The sequence below is a fragment of the uncultured Chitinophaga sp. genome, assembly GCF_937898475.1.
GTDB lineage: Bacteria > Bacteroidota > Bacteroidia > Chitinophagales > Chitinophagaceae > Chitinophaga.
Genome location: NZ_CALEJS010000015.1, coordinates 369,691 through 386,863 on the forward strand (window position 1 = coordinate 369,691; position 17,173 = coordinate 386,863).

15 protein-coding genes are annotated in these 17,173 nt (G+C 50.3%); 12 read left to right on the plus strand and 3 right to left on the minus strand.

The window, feature by feature from the left end:
* Positions 1 to 4 precede the first annotated feature (4 nt).
* The 7 genes from Q0577_RS08390 to Q0577_RS08420 all read left to right on the plus strand — a co-directional run bounded on the left by Q0577_RS08390 (position 5) and on the right by Q0577_RS08420 (position 4,912).
* A complete protein-coding gene (locus tag Q0577_RS08390; protein WP_298734772.1) occupies positions 5 to 1,093 on the plus strand; it encodes a BT_3928 family protein in 1,089 nt (362 codons plus the stop codon).
* Between the two features lie 20 nt (positions 1,094 to 1,113).
* Positions 1,114 to 2,163: an ABC transporter permease gene (locus Q0577_RS08395; RefSeq protein WP_298734774.1), complete on the plus strand. Its 1,050-nt coding sequence runs from the start codon at positions 1,114 to 1,116 to the stop codon at positions 2,161 to 2,163.
* Positions 2,164 to 2,302: 139 nt separating this feature from the next.
* Positions 2,303 to 2,554: a hypothetical protein gene (locus tag Q0577_RS08400; protein ID WP_298734777.1), complete on the plus strand. Its 252-nt coding sequence runs from the start codon at positions 2,303 to 2,305 to the stop codon at positions 2,552 to 2,554.
* A gap of 286 nt (positions 2,555 to 2,840) precedes the next feature.
* Positions 2,841 to 3,359 carry an RNA polymerase sigma factor gene (locus Q0577_RS08405; protein ID WP_298734779.1) on the plus strand — a complete coding sequence of 173 codons (519 nt, stop codon included), beginning with the start codon at positions 2,841 to 2,843 and terminating at the stop codon, positions 3,357 to 3,359.
* The gene (locus Q0577_RS08410; protein WP_298734781.1) at positions 3,346 to 3,828 is read left to right on the plus strand and encodes a hypothetical protein; all 483 of its coding nucleotides are present in this window, start codon (positions 3,346 to 3,348) and stop codon (positions 3,826 to 3,828) included. Before Q0577_RS08405 ends, Q0577_RS08410 begins: the two co-directional genes overlap by 14 nt.
* 32 nt (positions 3,829 to 3,860) lie before the next feature.
* Complete coding sequence (locus Q0577_RS08415) at positions 3,861 to 4,385, plus strand: DUF4252 domain-containing protein (RefSeq protein ID WP_298734784.1); 525 nt, start codon at positions 3,861 to 3,863, stop codon at positions 4,383 to 4,385.
* Entirely contained in the window at positions 4,382 to 4,912 is a 531-nt protein-coding gene (locus Q0577_RS08420) for a DUF4252 domain-containing protein (protein WP_298734787.1), read from the plus strand. The genes Q0577_RS08415 and Q0577_RS08420 overlap by 4 nt, the downstream gene beginning before the upstream one ends.
* 7 nt (positions 4,913 to 4,919) lie before the next feature.
* Here the strand turns inward: Q0577_RS08420 and Q0577_RS08425 are convergent, their stop codons facing one another.
* Both Q0577_RS08425 and recF read right to left on the minus strand, forming a co-directional pair.
* Positions 4,920 to 5,207 carry a DUF721 domain-containing protein gene (locus Q0577_RS08425; RefSeq protein WP_298734789.1) on the minus strand — a complete coding sequence of 96 codons (288 nt, stop codon included), beginning with the start codon at positions 5,205 to 5,207 and terminating at the stop codon, positions 4,920 to 4,922.
* Positions 5,208 to 5,354: 147 nt separating this feature from the next.
* Positions 5,355 to 6,437, minus strand: coding sequence for a DNA replication/repair protein RecF (gene recF, locus Q0577_RS08430; RefSeq protein WP_298734792.1), 1,083 nt, complete (start codon positions 6,435 to 6,437; stop codon positions 5,355 to 5,357).
* A gap of 191 nt (positions 6,438 to 6,628) precedes the next feature.
* Here recF and pdhA point away from each other — a divergent pair, with 191 nt between their 5' ends.
* From pdhA to Q0577_RS08455, 5 genes are all read left to right on the plus strand, one after another.
* The gene (pdhA, locus tag Q0577_RS08435; RefSeq protein WP_298734795.1) at positions 6,629 to 7,639 is read left to right on the plus strand and encodes a pyruvate dehydrogenase (acetyl-transferring) E1 component subunit alpha; all 1,011 of its coding nucleotides are present in this window, start codon (positions 6,629 to 6,631) and stop codon (positions 7,637 to 7,639) included.
* 111 nt (positions 7,640 to 7,750) lie between these two features.
* Entirely contained in the window at positions 7,751 to 8,452 is a 702-nt protein-coding gene (locus tag Q0577_RS08440) for a tetratricopeptide repeat protein (RefSeq protein ID WP_298734797.1), read from the plus strand.
* 123 nt (positions 8,453 to 8,575) lie between these two features.
* Complete coding sequence (ribH, locus tag Q0577_RS08445) at positions 8,576 to 9,073, plus strand: 6,7-dimethyl-8-ribityllumazine synthase (protein ID WP_298734799.1); 498 nt, start codon at positions 8,576 to 8,578, stop codon at positions 9,071 to 9,073.
* A gap of 127 nt (positions 9,074 to 9,200) precedes the next feature.
* A complete protein-coding gene (locus tag Q0577_RS08450; protein WP_298734801.1) occupies positions 9,201 to 9,920 on the plus strand; it encodes a (Fe-S)-binding protein in 720 nt (239 codons plus the stop codon).
* A gap of 152 nt (positions 9,921 to 10,072) precedes the next feature.
* Entirely contained in the window at positions 10,073 to 10,483 is a 411-nt protein-coding gene (locus Q0577_RS08455) for an EVE domain-containing protein (protein ID WP_298734804.1), read from the plus strand.
* Between the two features lie 228 nt (positions 10,484 to 10,711).
* Here Q0577_RS08455 and Q0577_RS08460 read toward each other — a convergent pair whose 3' ends face one another.
* Positions 10,712 to 17,071: a fibronectin type III domain-containing protein gene (locus tag Q0577_RS08460; protein WP_298734807.1), complete on the minus strand. Its 6,360-nt coding sequence runs from the start codon at positions 17,069 to 17,071 to the stop codon at positions 10,712 to 10,714.
* Positions 17,072 to 17,173 lie beyond the last annotated feature (102 nt).

Consider the following 17,173-nt stretch of genomic DNA (forward strand, 5'->3'; position numbering starts at 1 on the left):
ATCCATGAAAATTATCCTGAACCTATTTAGAATACTGGTAGGTGTTCTCTTTATCTTCTCCGGCCTTATCAAGGCCAATGACCCTTTAGGGCTCAGTTATAAGACGGACGAGTTCTTTGAGGTGCTGCACCTCACTTTTCTCTCGCCCTATTCACTGGCGTTCTCCGTGATCATGAATATATTCGAGATCGTAGCCGGGGTGGCGGTGCTGATCGGTTATCGCATGCGCATCTTTTCTTTCCTGCTGCTGCTGCTGATCGGCTTCTTCACCTTCCTGACGGCCTATGCGCTGTTCAGCGGCACCATTAAGGAGTGTGGCTGCTTTGGCGACTGTATCAAGCTGAGCGCCGAAGGCACTTTCTATAAAGATGTGGTGCTGCTGGTGATGATCCTGGTGATCTTCTTTTACCGTAACCGTATACAACCCCTGTTCCGTAATATGGCCAGCAACATTATCATGGCGCTGTCCCTGGTATTTGCGGCGGGCGTACAGTGGTATACGTTAAACCACCTGCCGTTTGTAGACTGCCTCGCCTATAAGGTAGGCAACAACATTCCCGAGAAAATGAAACTGCCGCCCGGCGCACAGCCTGATGTGTATGAGACCATGCTGATATATGAGAAGAACGGCGAGCGCAAGGAGTTCACCATGGAAAACTATCCATGGTCTGACAGTACCTGGGTGTTTGTAGACCGTAAGGATAAACTGGTGAAGAAAGGCAACGCAGAACCAGCCATTAAGGATTTTATCCTGACTGATTTTGATGGCGCGGATGTTACGCAGTCTATCCTCACAGAAAGCAAACCCGTATACCTCTTCCTGGTGCTGAACACCGCTAAAGCGGGCAAAGGCTGGGATGCCAAAATGAAGGCACTGCAGGAAAGAGAGCAGAAGGGTGAGATATACATCTATGGCGTTACGGGTTCCGGCAAGGAAGCGGTAGATGCTTTCAAGGCGCAGCATGGACTGCAGTTCCCCTTTGTGCAGATGGACGGCACTGCCATAAAAACGGCTGGCCGCAGCAATCCCTGCCTGATACAGTTAGAGCAGGGAACGATCAAAGGGAAATGGCATTATAATGATATACCTTAGATAGTTGCCAGGATCTGATTATGCACTTTCTTCTCAGGAAAACAGGTTACGGATTGCTGGTACTGCTCGGTGTAGTGGTGCTGGTGTTCCTGCTGTTCAATGTATTGCCCGGCGATCCTGCCCGGCTTACGCTGGGGCAGCGGGCAGACGTGGCCTCTCTTGAAAATGTACGGCGGGAACTGCACCTGGATCAGCCTTTACCCATGCAGTTCCTGCTGTACCTGAACGATCTTTCTCCGGTAGCCGTGCATAACGAGCAGGAAGCCCGCGAGAAGCTGCACTATATAACGGTGATGCACGTATCCAAGTGCAGCATACTGGTGCTGAAAACCCCTTACCTGCGGCGTTCCTACCAGGGCAGGAAAGATGTGTGGGAGATCCTTACCGAAGCCCTGCCGGGTACCTTGCTGCTGGCGGTAGCGGCCATGCTCTTTGCCACCGTGGCAGGTATTGCACTGGGTATTCTCTCTGCCGTGAAGCAGCACACCTGGATGGATACCGGCGCCGTATTTGCGAGTGTGCTGGGCATATCGGCCCCTTCTTTTTTCACGGGTATTGTGCTGGCCTATCTCTTTGGTTTTGTGCTGAGCAATTATACGGGGCTGCATATGACGGGCAGCCTGTATGATGTGGATCCCTTTGCAGGCCGTATACTGAACCTGCGCAACCTGGTGCTGCCAGCCGTTACTTTGGGTATCCGTCCACTGGCTATCATAGTGCAGCTCACCCGCAGCGCCATGCTGGATGTACTGAACCAGGACTACATCCGCACGGCCTATGCCAAGGGTCTTGGCCGCCGGGCAGTGCTCTGGAAACATGCCCTGCGCAATGCGCTCAACCCCGTGATCACCGCCATTACCGGCTGGTTTGCAGAGCTGCTGGCGGGCGCATTTTTTACGGAATATATCTTTGGATGGAAAGGCATCGGCAAGGTAACCGTAGATGCACTTGAAAAGTTTGATTTCCCCGTGCTGATGGGCGCTGTGCTGTTTACCGCAGGCATTTTCGTCATCATCAACCTGCTGGCAGATATTCTATACAGCATTGTGGACCCCAGGATCCGGCTCTGAGCCCCGGATCATCCGCTTTTTTAATTGCCCGCTTTCCCTTATATTCGTAAAGAACGTTCTGAAAAACCTTATTTAATCAATAACCAGGTGGCCGGCATCTGAAACCCTTTATTTATAAAACCCGTAAACAGTAGCACCCATGAAAAAAATGAGAACCCTTTTAATGGCAGCAGCCATTACCCTCGGCATTGGCGGCGCCGTAGCCGCCAGCTCCCAGTCTGCACCCACCTTATACTACAAGGCCAGCGGCGGTAATTTCTACCCCGCAGGCGTGGAGAATTATGACTTTATATGCGCCTGGGACCATTCCAGCACCTGTACATACACCTATAATCCATCTACCGGCGCTTATAAGGAGTATAAGCCAGGTAAGATACTGTGGCTGAGATAATTGCTAAGCACTGTTTTAGTCTCCCCCTGAATTACTATGGTTGAGTTCCTGTTCCGGTTTAGTTCCGGGACAGGATTTTTTTTTTAATTTTCTTGTAACAAAGGTTTTCACTGGTCGTCTTCCTAATATAAAACGGCAATTAAAGAGACGGGTTTGAGGTTTGAGGTTTGAAGTTCGTTGCAAGTTGGATGTTCAAGGCAGGTAAGCCATCTGAATTGAACTGCTAACCTTTAACGAACTTCAAACCTCAAACCTGAAACCTGGCACCTTCCGCCAGCATTGATTTATGTCTTTAGAACTGTTTCATTCCCAGGTACTTCCCATCAGGCCAAAGCTTTTTCGCTTTGCTTTCCGCCTGTTGAATAATGAGGAAGATGCCAAAGACATCATCCAGGATGCGCTGCTGAAGGTATGGAACCAGCAGGAGCGCATGCCGGAGCTGCAGAATATGGAGGCCTGGTGTATGCGTATTGTACGCAACCTGGCGCTGGACCGGCTGAAATCAAAAAAGTACCGGAATACCGAGGGACTTGACAGGGCAGGAGAGGTACCGGCCAATCACCAGCAAAGCCCGCACCTGGCGGCCGAACAGCAGGATGTAATGGGCAGGGTGCACCGCATCATCAATGCCCTGCCCGAAAAGTACCGCACCATTATTCAGTTGCGGGATATGGAAGGTTTCTCCTACCAGGAGATCTGTGACATACTGGAACTGACATTAAGCGAAGTAAAAATTAACCTGCACCGCGCCAGGAAATCGGTGCGGGAGCAACTGCAAAACATGCATGTATATGGATTACAATAAAATAAGAGCGCTGCTGGAGAAATATTGGGAAGCAGCAACATCCCTGGAGGAAGAGGAGCAGCTGCGTGAATTTTTTGTAACGCACCAGCAACCATTGCCGGATGACCTGCGGGAAGCAGCGCCCCTGTTCCGCTACTTCCAGCTGGAAATAGACCAGGAACTGCCTGCAGAACCGGCTGCCCGCGTGGTACCCATCACAAAGAAAGCCAGCCCCTGGCAGCATTGGATGAAATACGCCGCCGTACTGCTGATCATGGCAGGTATCGGTTACAGCATACAGCAGCAGCGGGAAAAGCAGCACCAGCTCATTGTAGCTGATTTCGGGGAGGATACCTACCAGGACCCGGAAGTGGCCTATAAGGAAACACAGAAAGCTTTACAGCTCTTGGCCAGGAACCTGAATAAAGGCACCGAGCAGATAGAAAAGCTCAGCTACTTCAACGAGGCTACCGATAAGATCAAGGATTAAACAGACTACTTACTACATATAAATATCAGCAAATGAAAAAGCTAACAATTATGCTGATGCTGGCGTTAGCCGCTCAGCAGCTACATGCACAAAGCGTAATAGACCGTTTCTTTGACAAGTATGAAGACGACCGTTCTTTCACATTGGTCAGCGTTACCCCCAAGATGTTCAGTATGTTCAGCAAACTGGATATTAATTCAGGAGAAGGGCAGCAGTTCATGTCTGTGGTGAAGAAGCTCAAAGGCCTCCGCATCCTGGCCAAGGAAGACGCGACAGATGGCAGTAAACTCTACAAAGAAGCGGCTGCATTCCTGACCAAAGATTTCGAAGAACTGATGACGGTAAGGGACAAGGAGAACGACCTCAAATTCCTGGTAAAGGAAAATGCAAAGGGCAATATCTCTGAACTGGTGATGCTGGTAGGCGGCACAAAGGAATTTGTTGCCATGAGCCTGGTAGGTGACATTGACCTGAACGAGATCTCCCAGATTGCCGGCAACATGAACATCCAGGGAATGGATAACCTCAAAAAACTCAAGAAAAATAATAAGCAATGAAACGTTGTATCATCCTCTCCGCCTTCCTGCTGATGGGCGCTATACCAGCCCTCTGCCAGCAAAAATACCTGAAGTCCTTTCAGCGCGAGTATTATGATAAGGCCACCACTTTCAGAATGGGACTGGGTTTCCTGATTAAGCTGGGCGCCAATGTAATACCCGCCAGCGCATTTGACGATGAAGACGGCGTAATTATAAAACGCATGTTCCGCAAGGTGAACAGCATGAAATTATACGTGATCAGTGCAGACGACAGCGAAACCATCAGTTCTAAGGATGTGCACCGCCTCAGGCAAACGCTGATAAGCAAATCGGGCCTGGAGCCATTGCTGGAAGTGCGCGATAAAGATAACTCCGTTTATATGCTTAACAAAGGAAAAGGAGATGAATTGGGCAACGTAGTGATGTTGATCAAAGACGAAAAAGAACTGGTGATGCTGCACTTCCACACCTCCATGCTGATGAGCGATATCCAGGGACTGATAGATAAGGCCATCGCCTCCAATAATCCTGGAACTAGTAATTAATAATCAGTCAGCGTATAATCACCTCCCGTACGGCGGGCTCTCCCAGCATCTCGTTCACCAGTTTTATGATCTTGTCTTTAGCGTAGTTCAGTTCCTGTTTGAGGGGGGCAACGTTGGTGGTGATGATGAGTTTTGCGTCTATCAGTTGTATGTTTTCCGTGTACCTGGCGATGGTTTTTCCCATCAGGTGTTCCCAGTTTTCCTGTATACGTACTTCCATCATCCGCGGTTTCAGGCGGCTTTTATTCATGTATTCGCGGAGAGCGTCTCCTATTGAACTGATTCCATGGCGCATGGATCAAAGATACCAAATTCCAAATACCAAATACCAAATACCAAACATAAGCGTAGCCATAACAGGCATACCCGCTTTACATTGGGCCACCTGCATTATTTTTTGGAATTTGGTATTTGGTATTTGGTATTTGGTATTTGATATTTCCTACATCATAGGGATGAGCTGGAAATTGTCAGCGTTGTTTTTGAAGGCTTCTTCCAGGCGGGAGGCGTGTGTGTCGGTGATAAAGACCTGTCCGTAACCGGGGCTGCAGACCAGCTGGATCAGACGGGATACTCTATCCTGGTCCAGCTTCTCAAATACGTCGTCCAGCAGCAGGAGGGGAGGGAACTGTTTCTGTTGCCTGATCACTTCATATTGCGCCAGTTTAAGGGCAAAGAGGAAGCTTTTTCGCTGCCCCTGGGAGGCGCTGGATTTCATAGGATGACTGTCCAGCAGGAAAAGGAGGTCGTCACGGTGAATACCGCCGCTGGTGCGCTGCAGCAGCATGTCCTTATGGCGGTTGGTCTTCAGCAGCTGAGCCAGGGGCTGATCCAGCAGTGCGCACTGGTACTCGATGCTGACCACTTCATGTTTCCCGGCCAGGTAATCGTACAGCTGCTGTACCTGTTGAATGAATGCCGGGAGAAATTCGCGCCGTTTCTCAAACACAGGTACACCGTGCTGCACCAGCTGCCGGTCAAATATATCCAGCAGGGCATCCTGGCTGGGGGCTGATGCATTAATGGTCTTTAGCAGGCTGTTCCGTTGCTGTAATATCTTATTATAGGTGATCAGGTTTTCGAGGTAGCCCGGGTAGAGCTGGGAGAGGAGGCCGTCCAGCCATTTACGGCGCTCTTCGCTGCCACCCAGGATGATCTCCGCATCGTCGGGGGCTATCATTACGGCGGGGAAGCGGCCAATGTGCTGGGAGAAGCGCTCGTAGGCCTCCCCGTTCAGGGAGATCTCTTTTTTACCCTCCTTGAGGGTACAGACCACGCGGCTCAGCTGGCCATCGCGTTCCAGCTGCCCTTCCAGCCGGAAACCATTGGTATTATACTGGGTATTCCTGGCCTCATTGCTGCTGAAATAGCTTTTGGTAAAGCACAGGTAATAAATGGCATCCAGCAGGTTGGTTTTGCCGCTGCCATTGCGGCCGCTGATGCCAATGATACGCTTCCCGAAACGGTAGGCCCGGTGTGTATAGTTCTTGAACTGGGTAAGCGCTATGTCAGTTACAGATAACAAAGGCGGAATGTTAAGGCTTTAAGCTGAATGCTGAAAGCGGAACACGGGGTGAACCCTGCCAGGGGCGTGCTGCGTTCTGCATTAAGCATTCAGCGTATTTTTTAATTGTAAACCACAAATTTACAGGGATTTGTTACAGTTATTTAGTTTTTAGGATTTTCCTGTTATATTTGCGGACAAATTTAGAAATAGTGGCTACTAAAACAGAAGCGAAGACGAAATTCACTAAGGAAACATACTTGTACTGGTATGAATTGATGCTCTTGCTGCGCCGCTTTGAAGAAAAGGCCGGACAGCTCTATGGTATGCAGAAGATCCGCGGTTTTTGCCACCTGTATATCGGGCAGGAAGCAATAGCAGCAGGCGCTATGACTGCTACCAAGCCTGAAGATAAATTCATTACAGCTTACCGCGACCACGCCCTGGCGATCGCGAAGGGGCTGACTGCCAATGAATGTATGGCGGAATTGTACGGCAAGGCTACCGGTTGTTCCAAAGGCAAGGGCGGTAGTATGCACTTCTTCTCCAAGGAGAAAGGCTTTTTCGGTGGTCACGGCATCGTGGGCGCCCAGATAGGTACCGGTGCAGGCCTGGCTTTTGCAGAGCAATACCAGGGTACAGATAATGTGGTACTGTGTTTCTTCGGTGATGGTGCTGCCCGTCAGGGTATCCTGCACGAAACTTTCAACATGGCTATGCTGTGGAAACTGCCGGTGATCTTCATCTGCGAGAACAACATGTACGCCATGGGTACTTCCGTAGAACGTACTTCCAACGTATTGGATATATATAAACTGGCTGACGCTTACGATATGCCGAGCGACACGATCGACGGCATGAGCTGCGAAGTAGTGGCTGAAGGCCTGGGAAGGGCAGTAAAACGCGCCCGCGAAGGCAACGGTCCTACCCTGATCGAGATCAAGACCTACCGTTACCGCGGCCACTCCATGAGCGATCCCGCCAAGTACCGCACCAAAGAAGAAGTAGAAGAATATAAGGAGAAAGATCCCATCAACCAGGTACTGAAGACGATCCAGAAAAATAAATGGGCAACTGACGAAGAGATCGAAGCGATCAACCAGAAAGTGAAGAACGAAGTAGAAGAATGTGTGAAGTTCGCAGAAGAATCTCCCTGGCCGGCTGATGATGAACTGTTGAAAGACGTTTACGTACAGCAGGATTATCCATTTATTGTGGACTAATAAAAATGCTATTAGCTATTAGCTGTTAGCCGTTAGCTGCTAGAAGCTAATAGCTAGCAGCTAAGAGCTTTACTAATTACCTATGAGTAAAAACTGATAACAAACTAAAAAATGGCAGAAACCAAACATAAAGCCGCTACACCCGCAACAACACAGCAGGACTTCGATCTGCAGGGCTCTTTGCACAAGGCAGAGGACCTCTACAACAACAATAAAAAGGTGATCAACATTGCCCTGCTGGCAGTGGTGGTGATAGTAGGCGGCTTCTTCGCCTATAACCGCTTCATCAAGGCCCCCAATGAAAGGAAGGCGCAGGAAATGATCTTCCACGCGCAGCAGTACTTTGCAGCAGACTCTTTCAAGCTGGCGCTGAATGGCGACGGCAACAACTACGGATTTATACAGGTGATCAATAAATATGGCGGCACCAAAGCCGGCAACCTCGCCAAATACAGTGCAGGCGTTAGCTATATCAGGCTGGGCGAATTCCAGAAAGGTATAGATATGCTGAAAGATTTCAACGCTAATGACAAACTGGTACAGGCATACGCTTATGGCCTTACCGGCGACGCCTATATGGAGCTGAACAAAACAGACGACGGTATTGCGTACTATAAAAAGGCCGGTCACTACAGCGATAATGAGCTGACTGCGCCCATGTACCTTTTCCGTGCAGGCCTGGCACTCGAAAAAGCCGGTAAAGCACAGGACGCCATCGCTATCTACAAAGAGATCAAAGAAAAATATCCGCAAACCAACGAAGGCCGCGAAATGGACAAGTACCTGGCGCGCCTGGGACAAGTAACGGAGTAAGGTTTTCAAATTCCAAATTCCAGCTGCCAAATTCCAAAGCTGGAATTGTGTTCAGCACCAGATTTTGGATTTTGGATCTTGGTATTTGAGATTTGGATATTGGTATTTGGAATTTATAGTTTTATGTCAATACATAACCAAACGTTATTGAATGATGCTGGCATTCTCCATTTAGAGGATGCCAGTGTTGTTATGATGTATACCGAATGGAACGATGCCGTTACCAATGAGCTGGTAGCCGGCTGTGAACGCACATTGGAACGGTATAAGATCTCGCGTGTCAGCAAATACCAGGTGCCGGGCGCGTTTGAATTGCCTTTTGCCTGTAAGCAGTATTGGGAAGCCACTAAAGGTACCGGGCGGCAACCTGGCGCTATTATTGCTTTCGGATGCGTGATACGCGGCGAAACACCGCATTTCGATTATGTATGTGATGCCGTTACTACCGGCATTACACAACTGAACCTCGAATTGCCGGTACCTGTTATATTTGGTATATTAACCGTAGATAATATGCAGCAGGCAACAGACCGACTGGGCGGCCCGCATGGGCACAAAGGGGAGGAAGCTGCCATTACTGCGCTGAAGATGATCGCTTTTCAGAGGAATTTAGGTGTTTAAAGTTTGAGGTTGGAGGTTCGTTAGATGTTGGCAGGTTAGCGGCCTAAGCCTGGTTGGGACACTTGCCATAAACTTTTAACCTTTAACGAACTTCAAACCTCAAACTTCAAACCTCAAACTTTTGTTTATGAATGTACAGCTTTTCATACCGTGTTTTGTAGACCAGCTGTTCCCCGAGACCGGATTTAATATGGTGAAGGTGCTGGAAAAGCTGGGATGCAACGTGAGCTATAACCCCGAACAAACCTGCTGCGGGCAGCCCGCCTATAACGCAGGGTATTGGGACGAATGCCGCTCTGTAGCCACCAAATTTGTAAAGGACTTCCGAACATACGATTATATTGTCGCCCCCAGCGGATCATGTACCGGCTTTGTGCGTAACTACTATGGTAAGCTGTTCGATAACTCGGCGGCACATAATGAGGTGAAGCAGCTGCGCAAGAACATGTACGAGTTCACAGAATTCCTTACCGACGTGTTGCATGTAACAGATACCGGCGCCACCCTTAATGGCGTGGCTACCTATCACGACGCCTGCGGCGCCCTGAGAGAATGCGGTATCAAGCAGGGCCCCCGGCTGCTGCTATCAAAAGTAAGAGGCCTGGAACTGCGGGAAATGAATGACTGCGAGGTTTGCTGCGGCTTTGGCGGCACCTTCTCCGTAAAGTTCGAACCGATCTCCATCGGGATGGGCGAACAGAAAGTGCTGAACGCCATCGACAGCGGGGCGGATTACCTGATCTCCACCGATCTTTCCTGCCTCATGCACCTGGATGGATATATCCGTAAGCATGGGCACTCCATCAAAACCATGCACATTGCGGATGTGCTGGCAAGCGGGATCTGACATTTCAGGTTTGAAGTTTAAAGTGTTAAGTTTGAGGTTTGTTGAACGCGAAACGTTCATAACAAGGCTCCAGTTAATAATTCTTGGCTCAACCTTTAACTTTTAACTTCCAACAACTTCAAATCTCAAACCTCAAACTTCAAACTTTCTATATGAATTACTGGCTTGTTAAATCAGAACCATTCAAATACTCCTGGGACCAGTTTGTAAAAGACGGTAAAACTTTCTGGGATGGCGTGCGCAACTATGCCGCGCGTAACAACCTGAAGGCGATGAAAAAGGGAGACCAGGTATTTTTCTACCATAGCAATGAAGGCCTGGAAATAGTAGGGATCGCGGAAGTGGTGAAAGAACATTACCAGGACCCTACCACTACAGATCCTAACTGGGTAGTAGTAGACCTGAAACCGCTTAAACCGCTCAAGAAGCCCGTTACCCTGGCACAGGTAAAAGCAGATAAGCGCCTGGCCAACCTGCAGCTGGTAAGACTGGGAAGGCTGTCTGTAAGCGCAGTAACGCCGGAAGAATACAAGATTATTATGGAGCTGGCGGGTACCAAATAGGAAATTCCAAATTCCAAATTCCAAATACCAAATTCCAAAGAGCGAAGACTATTAGTTGCTTCACTCTTTGGAATTTTTATTTTGGAGTTTAGTGATTGGATGTTGGTATTTGGAATTTGGATTTTGGAATTTGGCCTGTGGTCTTTGGCCTTTGGGGATTTTACAAAAAAACTCCGGTTTCGGATTGCCCGGAACCGGAGTTTTCTGTGAACGGTGTGTTGTTAGATCCTAATTCTTTAACAGTTTTATCGTTTTGACAGCTTTGTTTTCAGACATTATCTGCAGGAAGTAAACGCCATGGTTCAGTTGTGCGTTGCCCAGATCCAGTCTTTCCATATACTGTCCTTTACCGCGGATGCCAAGGTCCTTGGTCAGGATCAGTCGTCCGGTCACATCCAGCAATCTTACGGTTACCCTGGTGTCGGCCTGTTGCTGGGTGTAGTACAGGTTGATGAAGGTATTGAACGGATTCGGGAATGCCTTTTCAACTGATACGCCGTTGGTAGCAGCATCTTCAGACTGTGTCAGTTTCGCGTCGTTGAGCGCGCCTGACAATGTTACCAGCTTGTTGGTGGTACGTCCGGCATCCATGGTGGCGCCAACTACCGGCAGATTTACCAGGCCACTGCTGTCGCCCAGCGGATACGCCTTGATCACCATTGCATTCAGGTAGCCGTAGTTCAGGTAAGTGTATACCTTAATGAATATATCACCGTTTTCGTCTGGTATCACATCGTTGATGGTAACGGTATTCTGGGTGTTGTCGTTTGCATCCAGTGTTACTACATGGCCGCCGATGCTGTATGCCGTGATCCTGGTACCGCCGCTGCCCCTGTTGCCCAGGAAGGTGAAGGAGTAGCGTTTGGTCTGATCCAGCCTGGTAATCCTTAACAGGGCCGTATCTGTTTCAGTGTAGTAAGATTCTGCCAGTACCTTGTCAGGATATACGCCGGAGTTGTTACCGGTTTGCATACCTGCAGGGTTGGTACCGGTAAAGTTATCTATGATCTGCATGGACATGTAGGTGTTTACACTATTGTCGTCCATCAGGTTGTTCATGGTAAGTCCTGCGAAAGGCAATGCGGCCGTATTGTTCCATGGTGCGTTGGCAATGCTGGTGGTAGTGGTGAAGTTGATCATTACACCATAAGCCATCGTGCCGCCGCTGGCCACGTTGCTGTAGGCGGAGAACAGTGCGCCTGCCGCTGCCCTTACTTTGTAGAAGTAGACAGTGTTCTGGCTCAGATTGTTGTCTGCATACGTTGTTACATTCGGACCTACCGTAGTGATCAGGCTATAGGTACCGGTGGCGGATGTTGCGCGCCATACCTGGTAGCCTGTTTCGTTACTGGCCTTATCTGCCCAGTTCAGCTGTATGCTGGTCCTGGAATTAGCGGTAGCTGTGAGGTTGGATGGCGCCAGCGGTGTGCCGTCATCCACGTAAGACTGTATCACCAGTGCGTTCAGGTAAGCAGCCACAGAGCCGCTGGTTTGTCTTACAACAAAGACAATGTTCCCGCTTGCATCCGGTGTGAGGCCGTTGAGCTGAACGGTGTTGCTGGTATTGCTGGCGGCATTCAGCGTTACGGATTGTCCGCCTGCGGTATAAGTAGTGTTCCTGTTGTCGGATACGCTGGTACGGCTGCCAAAGAACACGAGGTTATATTTACGTGTGGCAGACAGTCCGCTGATGCGTATACGGCGGTCAGAATTGCTCTGGTCAAAGAAGAAGGTCTTCATCACTGCATCCGGGTATACACCGGAGTTATTGCCCGTTTCTGCACCTACGTTGTTAGCGCCGGTGAACTGGTCGAGCACCGTGATGTTGATACCGGTGGCAGCGCCTGCTTCATCCAGCAGGTTCGTGATGCCGGCGTTCACGTTCGGTAATGCATTGAAGTTGTTCCATGGTGCGCCTGCAGGTTCTACCTGGTTGGCGTTCACGTATACGGAAGTGATCTTCGCATCGGTTACCGTAACGGTAAAGCTTACACTGCTGGTATCGCCGGAATTGTCTTTGGCCCTGGCGGTGAGTGTATACTTGCCGATATCGCCTGCACCCGGAGTCAGGGTGAACCTGCCGGAGCCGTTGCCAAGATCCTGGAAGACGGCAAAGGCAGGGAGACCGGTGGCAGACAGGGTGATGACGTCTGTAGCGGCATCGGTGGCGGTGAAATTCACCTGCTGACTGGTGCCTGACTTCATGGTCACGTTGCTGATGGCAGCGATCACGGGCGCCTTGTTCGGTATCACCACGGCTATTGTATCGGTGTACTGTGATGCACCATAGCCATTCAGGCCTCTTACCCTGTAATACCAGGTGGTGGCACTGCCTGCGGTAGCATCCAGGTAACCGGTGGCATTTGCGTTGGTGGGATTTGCGTTCAGCACGGTGAATGGCCCTGCCTGGTTAGCGGAACGGGATACTTCGTACCCGGTTTCGTTAAAGGCCTGGTCGCTCCAGCTCAGCTGCACGCCATTGCTAACCACCTCTCCGCTGAAGTTGAGCGGTTTGGCAGGCGCTGATTCATCATCAAAGCTGGCGGTGATCACCATGGCGTTGATGTATGCATATTGAGATCCCGGCGCCGCTACTATGTTCATGGAGATACCGCCATTGGCATCGGGCCTTACATCATTGATAGACACGGTCTGGCTGGAGTTGTTCCGTGCATTCAGCGTTACCGTGGTACCGTTAATGGTATAGCTGGCCACACGGTCATCACTGATGCCTGCGCGGCTGCCAAACATGGTAAAGCTGTACTTGAACTGCGGATCCAGTCCGTTGAAGCGGATGGTCTGCAGATCCGTCGTGGTCCACCAGTTGGTCACCATCACTGCATCGGGGTAAACGCCGGAGTTGTTACCGGTATTGGCGCCCTGGTTATTGGTGTTCGTACCGCCGTTGACGTTCTGCCATGGGGTCAGGATGGTCATTGACATATTGGTAGTGCGTCCCAGCTGATCTTTCAGGGCAGGGAATACATCATTCTGCGCAGGCCGTTTGTTGGTATTGAACCATGGTGATGGCGGCGCCCATGCACCGTCTCCAAAGTCTATGTAAACGGTGTAGTTGGGGTTCACATCCGTTACCGTGATCGTGAATGACCTGGTATCGAATGCGCCTTTACCGTCATCTACTTTTACTGTTACGTTATAAACGCCTGCATCGGCATATCCGGGGTTGAGCTGGATCTGTGCCGTATTGCCTTCAGGCGACAGCACTGCGAAGGCAGGCAGACCGGTGGCAGACCAGTTGGTCGGGTCGCCGCTGTTTGCATCGCTGGAGCTGAGGTTCACCACAGCAGATCCTTTTTCGGCCAGGCTTACGTTCGAGATCGGGCTTAACTGGGGCATGAAGTTGTCGTTCACCGTCAGGGTGAAGGTGGCCGTAGTACTGCCGTTATGCTCGTCTGTTGCCTTTATCTGTATGTTATATACGCCCTGGTCGCCTGCACCCGGAGAGAAGATCAGGTTAACGCCTCCGTCGCCGGAAGGTGTAATAGCACCGAATGCCGGCAGGTTGGGCGATGTGATCGTTACATCTTCTCCATCCGGATCCACTGCACCGATCTGGAAGCTGGTCTGTGTGCCGTAGCGCATCGTCCTGTCTTCCGTACCTACAATCTCGGGCAAGCCGTTCAGCGTGGTGGCATTCACGGTGTTGGTGTATGAGCTGTTGCCGCCATCGTTCTTTGCACGCACCCTGTAGTAGAAGAGCGAGTTGGCAAAGAGGCCCGAATCAGCGTATGCAGCCTGTGCGCCGGCGTTGGGCGGCGTAGTGGCAATGAGCACAAAGTTGCTGGCGTCATTAGCAGAACGGTATATTTCAAAGCCTGTTTCTGTGGTGGAATTATCTTTCCATGTCAGATCGATCCGGTTGCCGGAAACGGCTGTAGCCACCAGCAAAGTGGGTGCAGGCGGTATAGCCGGCAGTACTGCTGTTCTTGCAGAAGCAGTAGAAGTAAAGCCGGAGCTGCCATTATTATTGATGGTTTTCAGCCTGTAGTAGTAAGTCGTGTTCGGGTTTAAAGCGGTGTCTGTAAAGCTGGTCACGTTAGCGGCAGTTCTGCCTACGATGGTGTACGTACCGCCGGAGGAGGTGCTCCTGTATACTTCAAAACCGGTTTCGTTGGTAACGCTGTTATTCCAGCTCACTTTCAGCTTGGTATGAGAAACAACGGAAGCGGATATACCCGAAGGTGCGGAGGGCGCTGCGCCCAGGCTGAGGTTATCCCTGAATGCGGAGTTGGGGATCTGCGTACGGGAGTTTATTCCCACGTTGTTCCTCCAGTATAAACGGATCTCATCTGATCCTGTACGGTCAAAGTAAGTCAGTACAATGGGATAGGTACCTGCAGCCAGTGTGATGGTACCGCTTCTGTACTGGGCGTTGTGGATGCCGTCATTATTCACCAGCGCAGTAGCGTTTGCGCTATATGGCGTATTGATATACAGCTTGCTGCCCGCATCGGAGTAGGTCTCGAATGTATAGGTGCCGGTGGTGGGTATGTTAATATAACCTTCCCACATGATGGCGAAGTTGTCTGATCTGTTCCTTACGTTCTTGTCTACATTGGCGCTGACACCTGTTTTTATCGGCGTCAGGCTATTGAAGTCAGGCAGGTTGTTCCATGAACCTTCATAGTATTTATAGGTAAGGCCGCTTGTATTCTGTGCAATGGCAACCACCTGGTTGCTGGCCGGAGATTCGTTGCCGGCGGCATCCCTGGCTTTTACAACAAAGGTGTAGGTGGTACCAAAGTTAAGGCCATAAGCTACAAACGTCTGGGTGCCTGTACCTATCTGTGGTATAGAGAAGCTCTTCTTACCGTTGATATAGATGTCATACCTGTCAATGCCTACGTCGTCTGTAGCAGAAGACCAGCTGAGGCTTGCGGAGGTACGGGTAACGGAGCCTACGGTGAGGTTACCCGGGGCGGTAGGCGGTTTGTTATCTGCCAGGGTGGTAGCCGTGGCTTCATTGCTCACCGGGGCGGCGCCGTTATTGTTCACGGAGCGTACAATAAAGTAATACTGTGTATTGTTCTCCAGGCCATTGTTGGTGAAGGTGCGTACATCCGTAGCCGTTTTACCTGCGAGTGTATAGGGGCCACCGGGTGATGTTGCACGGTATATTTCAAAGAAGGTTTCATTGTACTGTGGAGAAGGCTTATCGCTCCAGTCAAGTTTGATCGCTGTTTTGGAAGTGGCGGTGGCCACCAGGCCGTTGGCAGCGTCTGGTGCAGGGGCGCCGCTGGCGCTGATCACCTTGAAGGGGCTGGACAGATTGCTGGAACAGCCGAACTGCTCGGTTACACGGGCAACATAATTACCCGGCTGGCGGGCCGTAAACGTGCTTGCCCTGCCGATCGTATCGCTGGTGCCTTGTCTTAACCATTGGTAGCTGGCATATCCTTCGGGCAGTGAAAGTACAACACTGTCCTTACCTTCAGGGGTAGGCAGCACATTGCTCTGGATACCGGCCATCATGATATCGGGAGTAACCGTAGGCGTCTTGGTCTTGATCACAATGGGGATACGGGACCACTCTGACCACCGGGAGCCGCTCCTGATACGGGCATCGTAGGTACCGAAGCTGGTAGCCGTATAGGTATTGCCGGTAGCGCCGGCAATAATAACACCGTCTTTCCGCCACTGGTATTGGTCAAACCCTGCTGTGAGGCCCAGCACTGCGTTGACGGGGGTACCGGGGCAAAACTCGGTCTGGCCGTATAAAGCCCAGGGGTTGGACTTATACTGCCGCATAACAAAGGGAAAGTAATCCGCTTCATTCCATACCAGGTTCCAGATGCCGTGCCCCTGGCCCGCGTAGATCTTCAGCTTATAATTGGCGCCTACTGATTTGGCAGTAGACTCTATGAGCTGTGCAACCTGGGGTGGCGGATTTTTGTCAGCACCCCCCTGCAAATGCCATACTGAGGTCCATTTCCAGGTTTGTATGTTATCATCATAAGTATCCAGCGCCGCACTGATAGGAGTAGCTGCGGCCACCAGTTTGGGGTAACGGAACATGAAGTCCCAGCAGGCTGCACCGCCGCCGGAAAGACCGTTCACGATCACCCGGAAAGGATCCACATTCAGTTGTGGAACAAAGAAGTTGTTGATCAGTTCATTCACATAGTCATATTGGGTAGGCCCAAAATAACCGAACTGGTTCTGGGGATATAACAGGAAACCGTCATAGGCGCCGGATGCAATGCGCTGGTCATGCACCTGTCCGCCATGGAACAGCTGATACTCATTATCATATAAACCGCCCTTCTCGCCTATACCATGCCAGAATACGATAATGGGATACTTCTTACTGGTATCCGCCGCATTGAAATTCTTTGGATAATGCAGCCTGAACTGCATGCCTTTGTAGATGTAACATTTGTAGCCTGAACTGTTCCAGCTTACACGGGCAGTTCTAACCCACTTACCGATCTGGCCCCAGGTTGGCTGGGCCGGGGGGCTGGAGGGGTTATAAGTTACAACGGGGTCATTGGGATTTAAAACCTGTGCCCAAGATGTTTGTGTGCTGAACAATACCAGCAACACGAGTCGCAAGTAAAATTTTAACATATGTAATGATTGAGTATCCGGTAATCGTTGTTTACCAGGCTCGTTCATTGGATGTGGCCAAATAAAAAGAAATCACTAAACGTGGTGGTTTTGTCCAGGAGA

Coding starts and splice junctions, on each gene's coding strand:
- Q0577_RS08390 (WP_298734772.1), top strand. CDS start 5: ATGAAAATTATCCTGAACCTATTTAGAATACTGGTAGGTGTTCTCTTT.
- Q0577_RS08395 (WP_298734774.1), top strand. CDS start 1,114: ATGCACTTTCTTCTCAGGAAAACAGGTTACGGATTGCTGGTACTGCTC.
- Q0577_RS08400 (WP_298734777.1), top strand. CDS start 2,303: ATGAAAAAAATGAGAACCCTTTTAATGGCAGCAGCCATTACCCTCGGC.
- Q0577_RS08405 (WP_298734779.1), top strand. CDS start 2,841: ATGTCTTTAGAACTGTTTCATTCCCAGGTACTTCCCATCAGGCCAAAG.
- Q0577_RS08410 (WP_298734781.1), top strand. CDS start 3,346: ATGGATTACAATAAAATAAGAGCGCTGCTGGAGAAATATTGGGAAGCA.
- Q0577_RS08415 (WP_298734784.1), top strand. CDS start 3,861: ATGAAAAAGCTAACAATTATGCTGATGCTGGCGTTAGCCGCTCAGCAG.
- Q0577_RS08420 (WP_298734787.1), top strand. CDS start 4,382: ATGAAACGTTGTATCATCCTCTCCGCCTTCCTGCTGATGGGCGCTATA.
- Q0577_RS08425 (WP_298734789.1), bottom strand. CDS start 5,207: ATGCGCCATGGAATCAGTTCAATAGGAGACGCTCTCCGCGAATACATG.
- Q0577_RS08440 (WP_298734797.1), top strand. CDS start 7,751: ATGGCAGAAACCAAACATAAAGCCGCTACACCCGCAACAACACAGCAG.
- ribH (WP_298734799.1), top strand. CDS start 8,576: ATGTCAATACATAACCAAACGTTATTGAATGATGCTGGCATTCTCCAT.
- Q0577_RS08450 (WP_298734801.1), top strand. CDS start 9,201: ATGAATGTACAGCTTTTCATACCGTGTTTTGTAGACCAGCTGTTCCCC.
- Q0577_RS08455 (WP_298734804.1), top strand. CDS start 10,073: ATGAATTACTGGCTTGTTAAATCAGAACCATTCAAATACTCCTGGGAC.
- Q0577_RS08460 (WP_298734807.1), bottom strand. CDS start 17,071: ATGTTAAAATTTTACTTGCGACTCGTGTTGCTGGTATTGTTCAGCACA.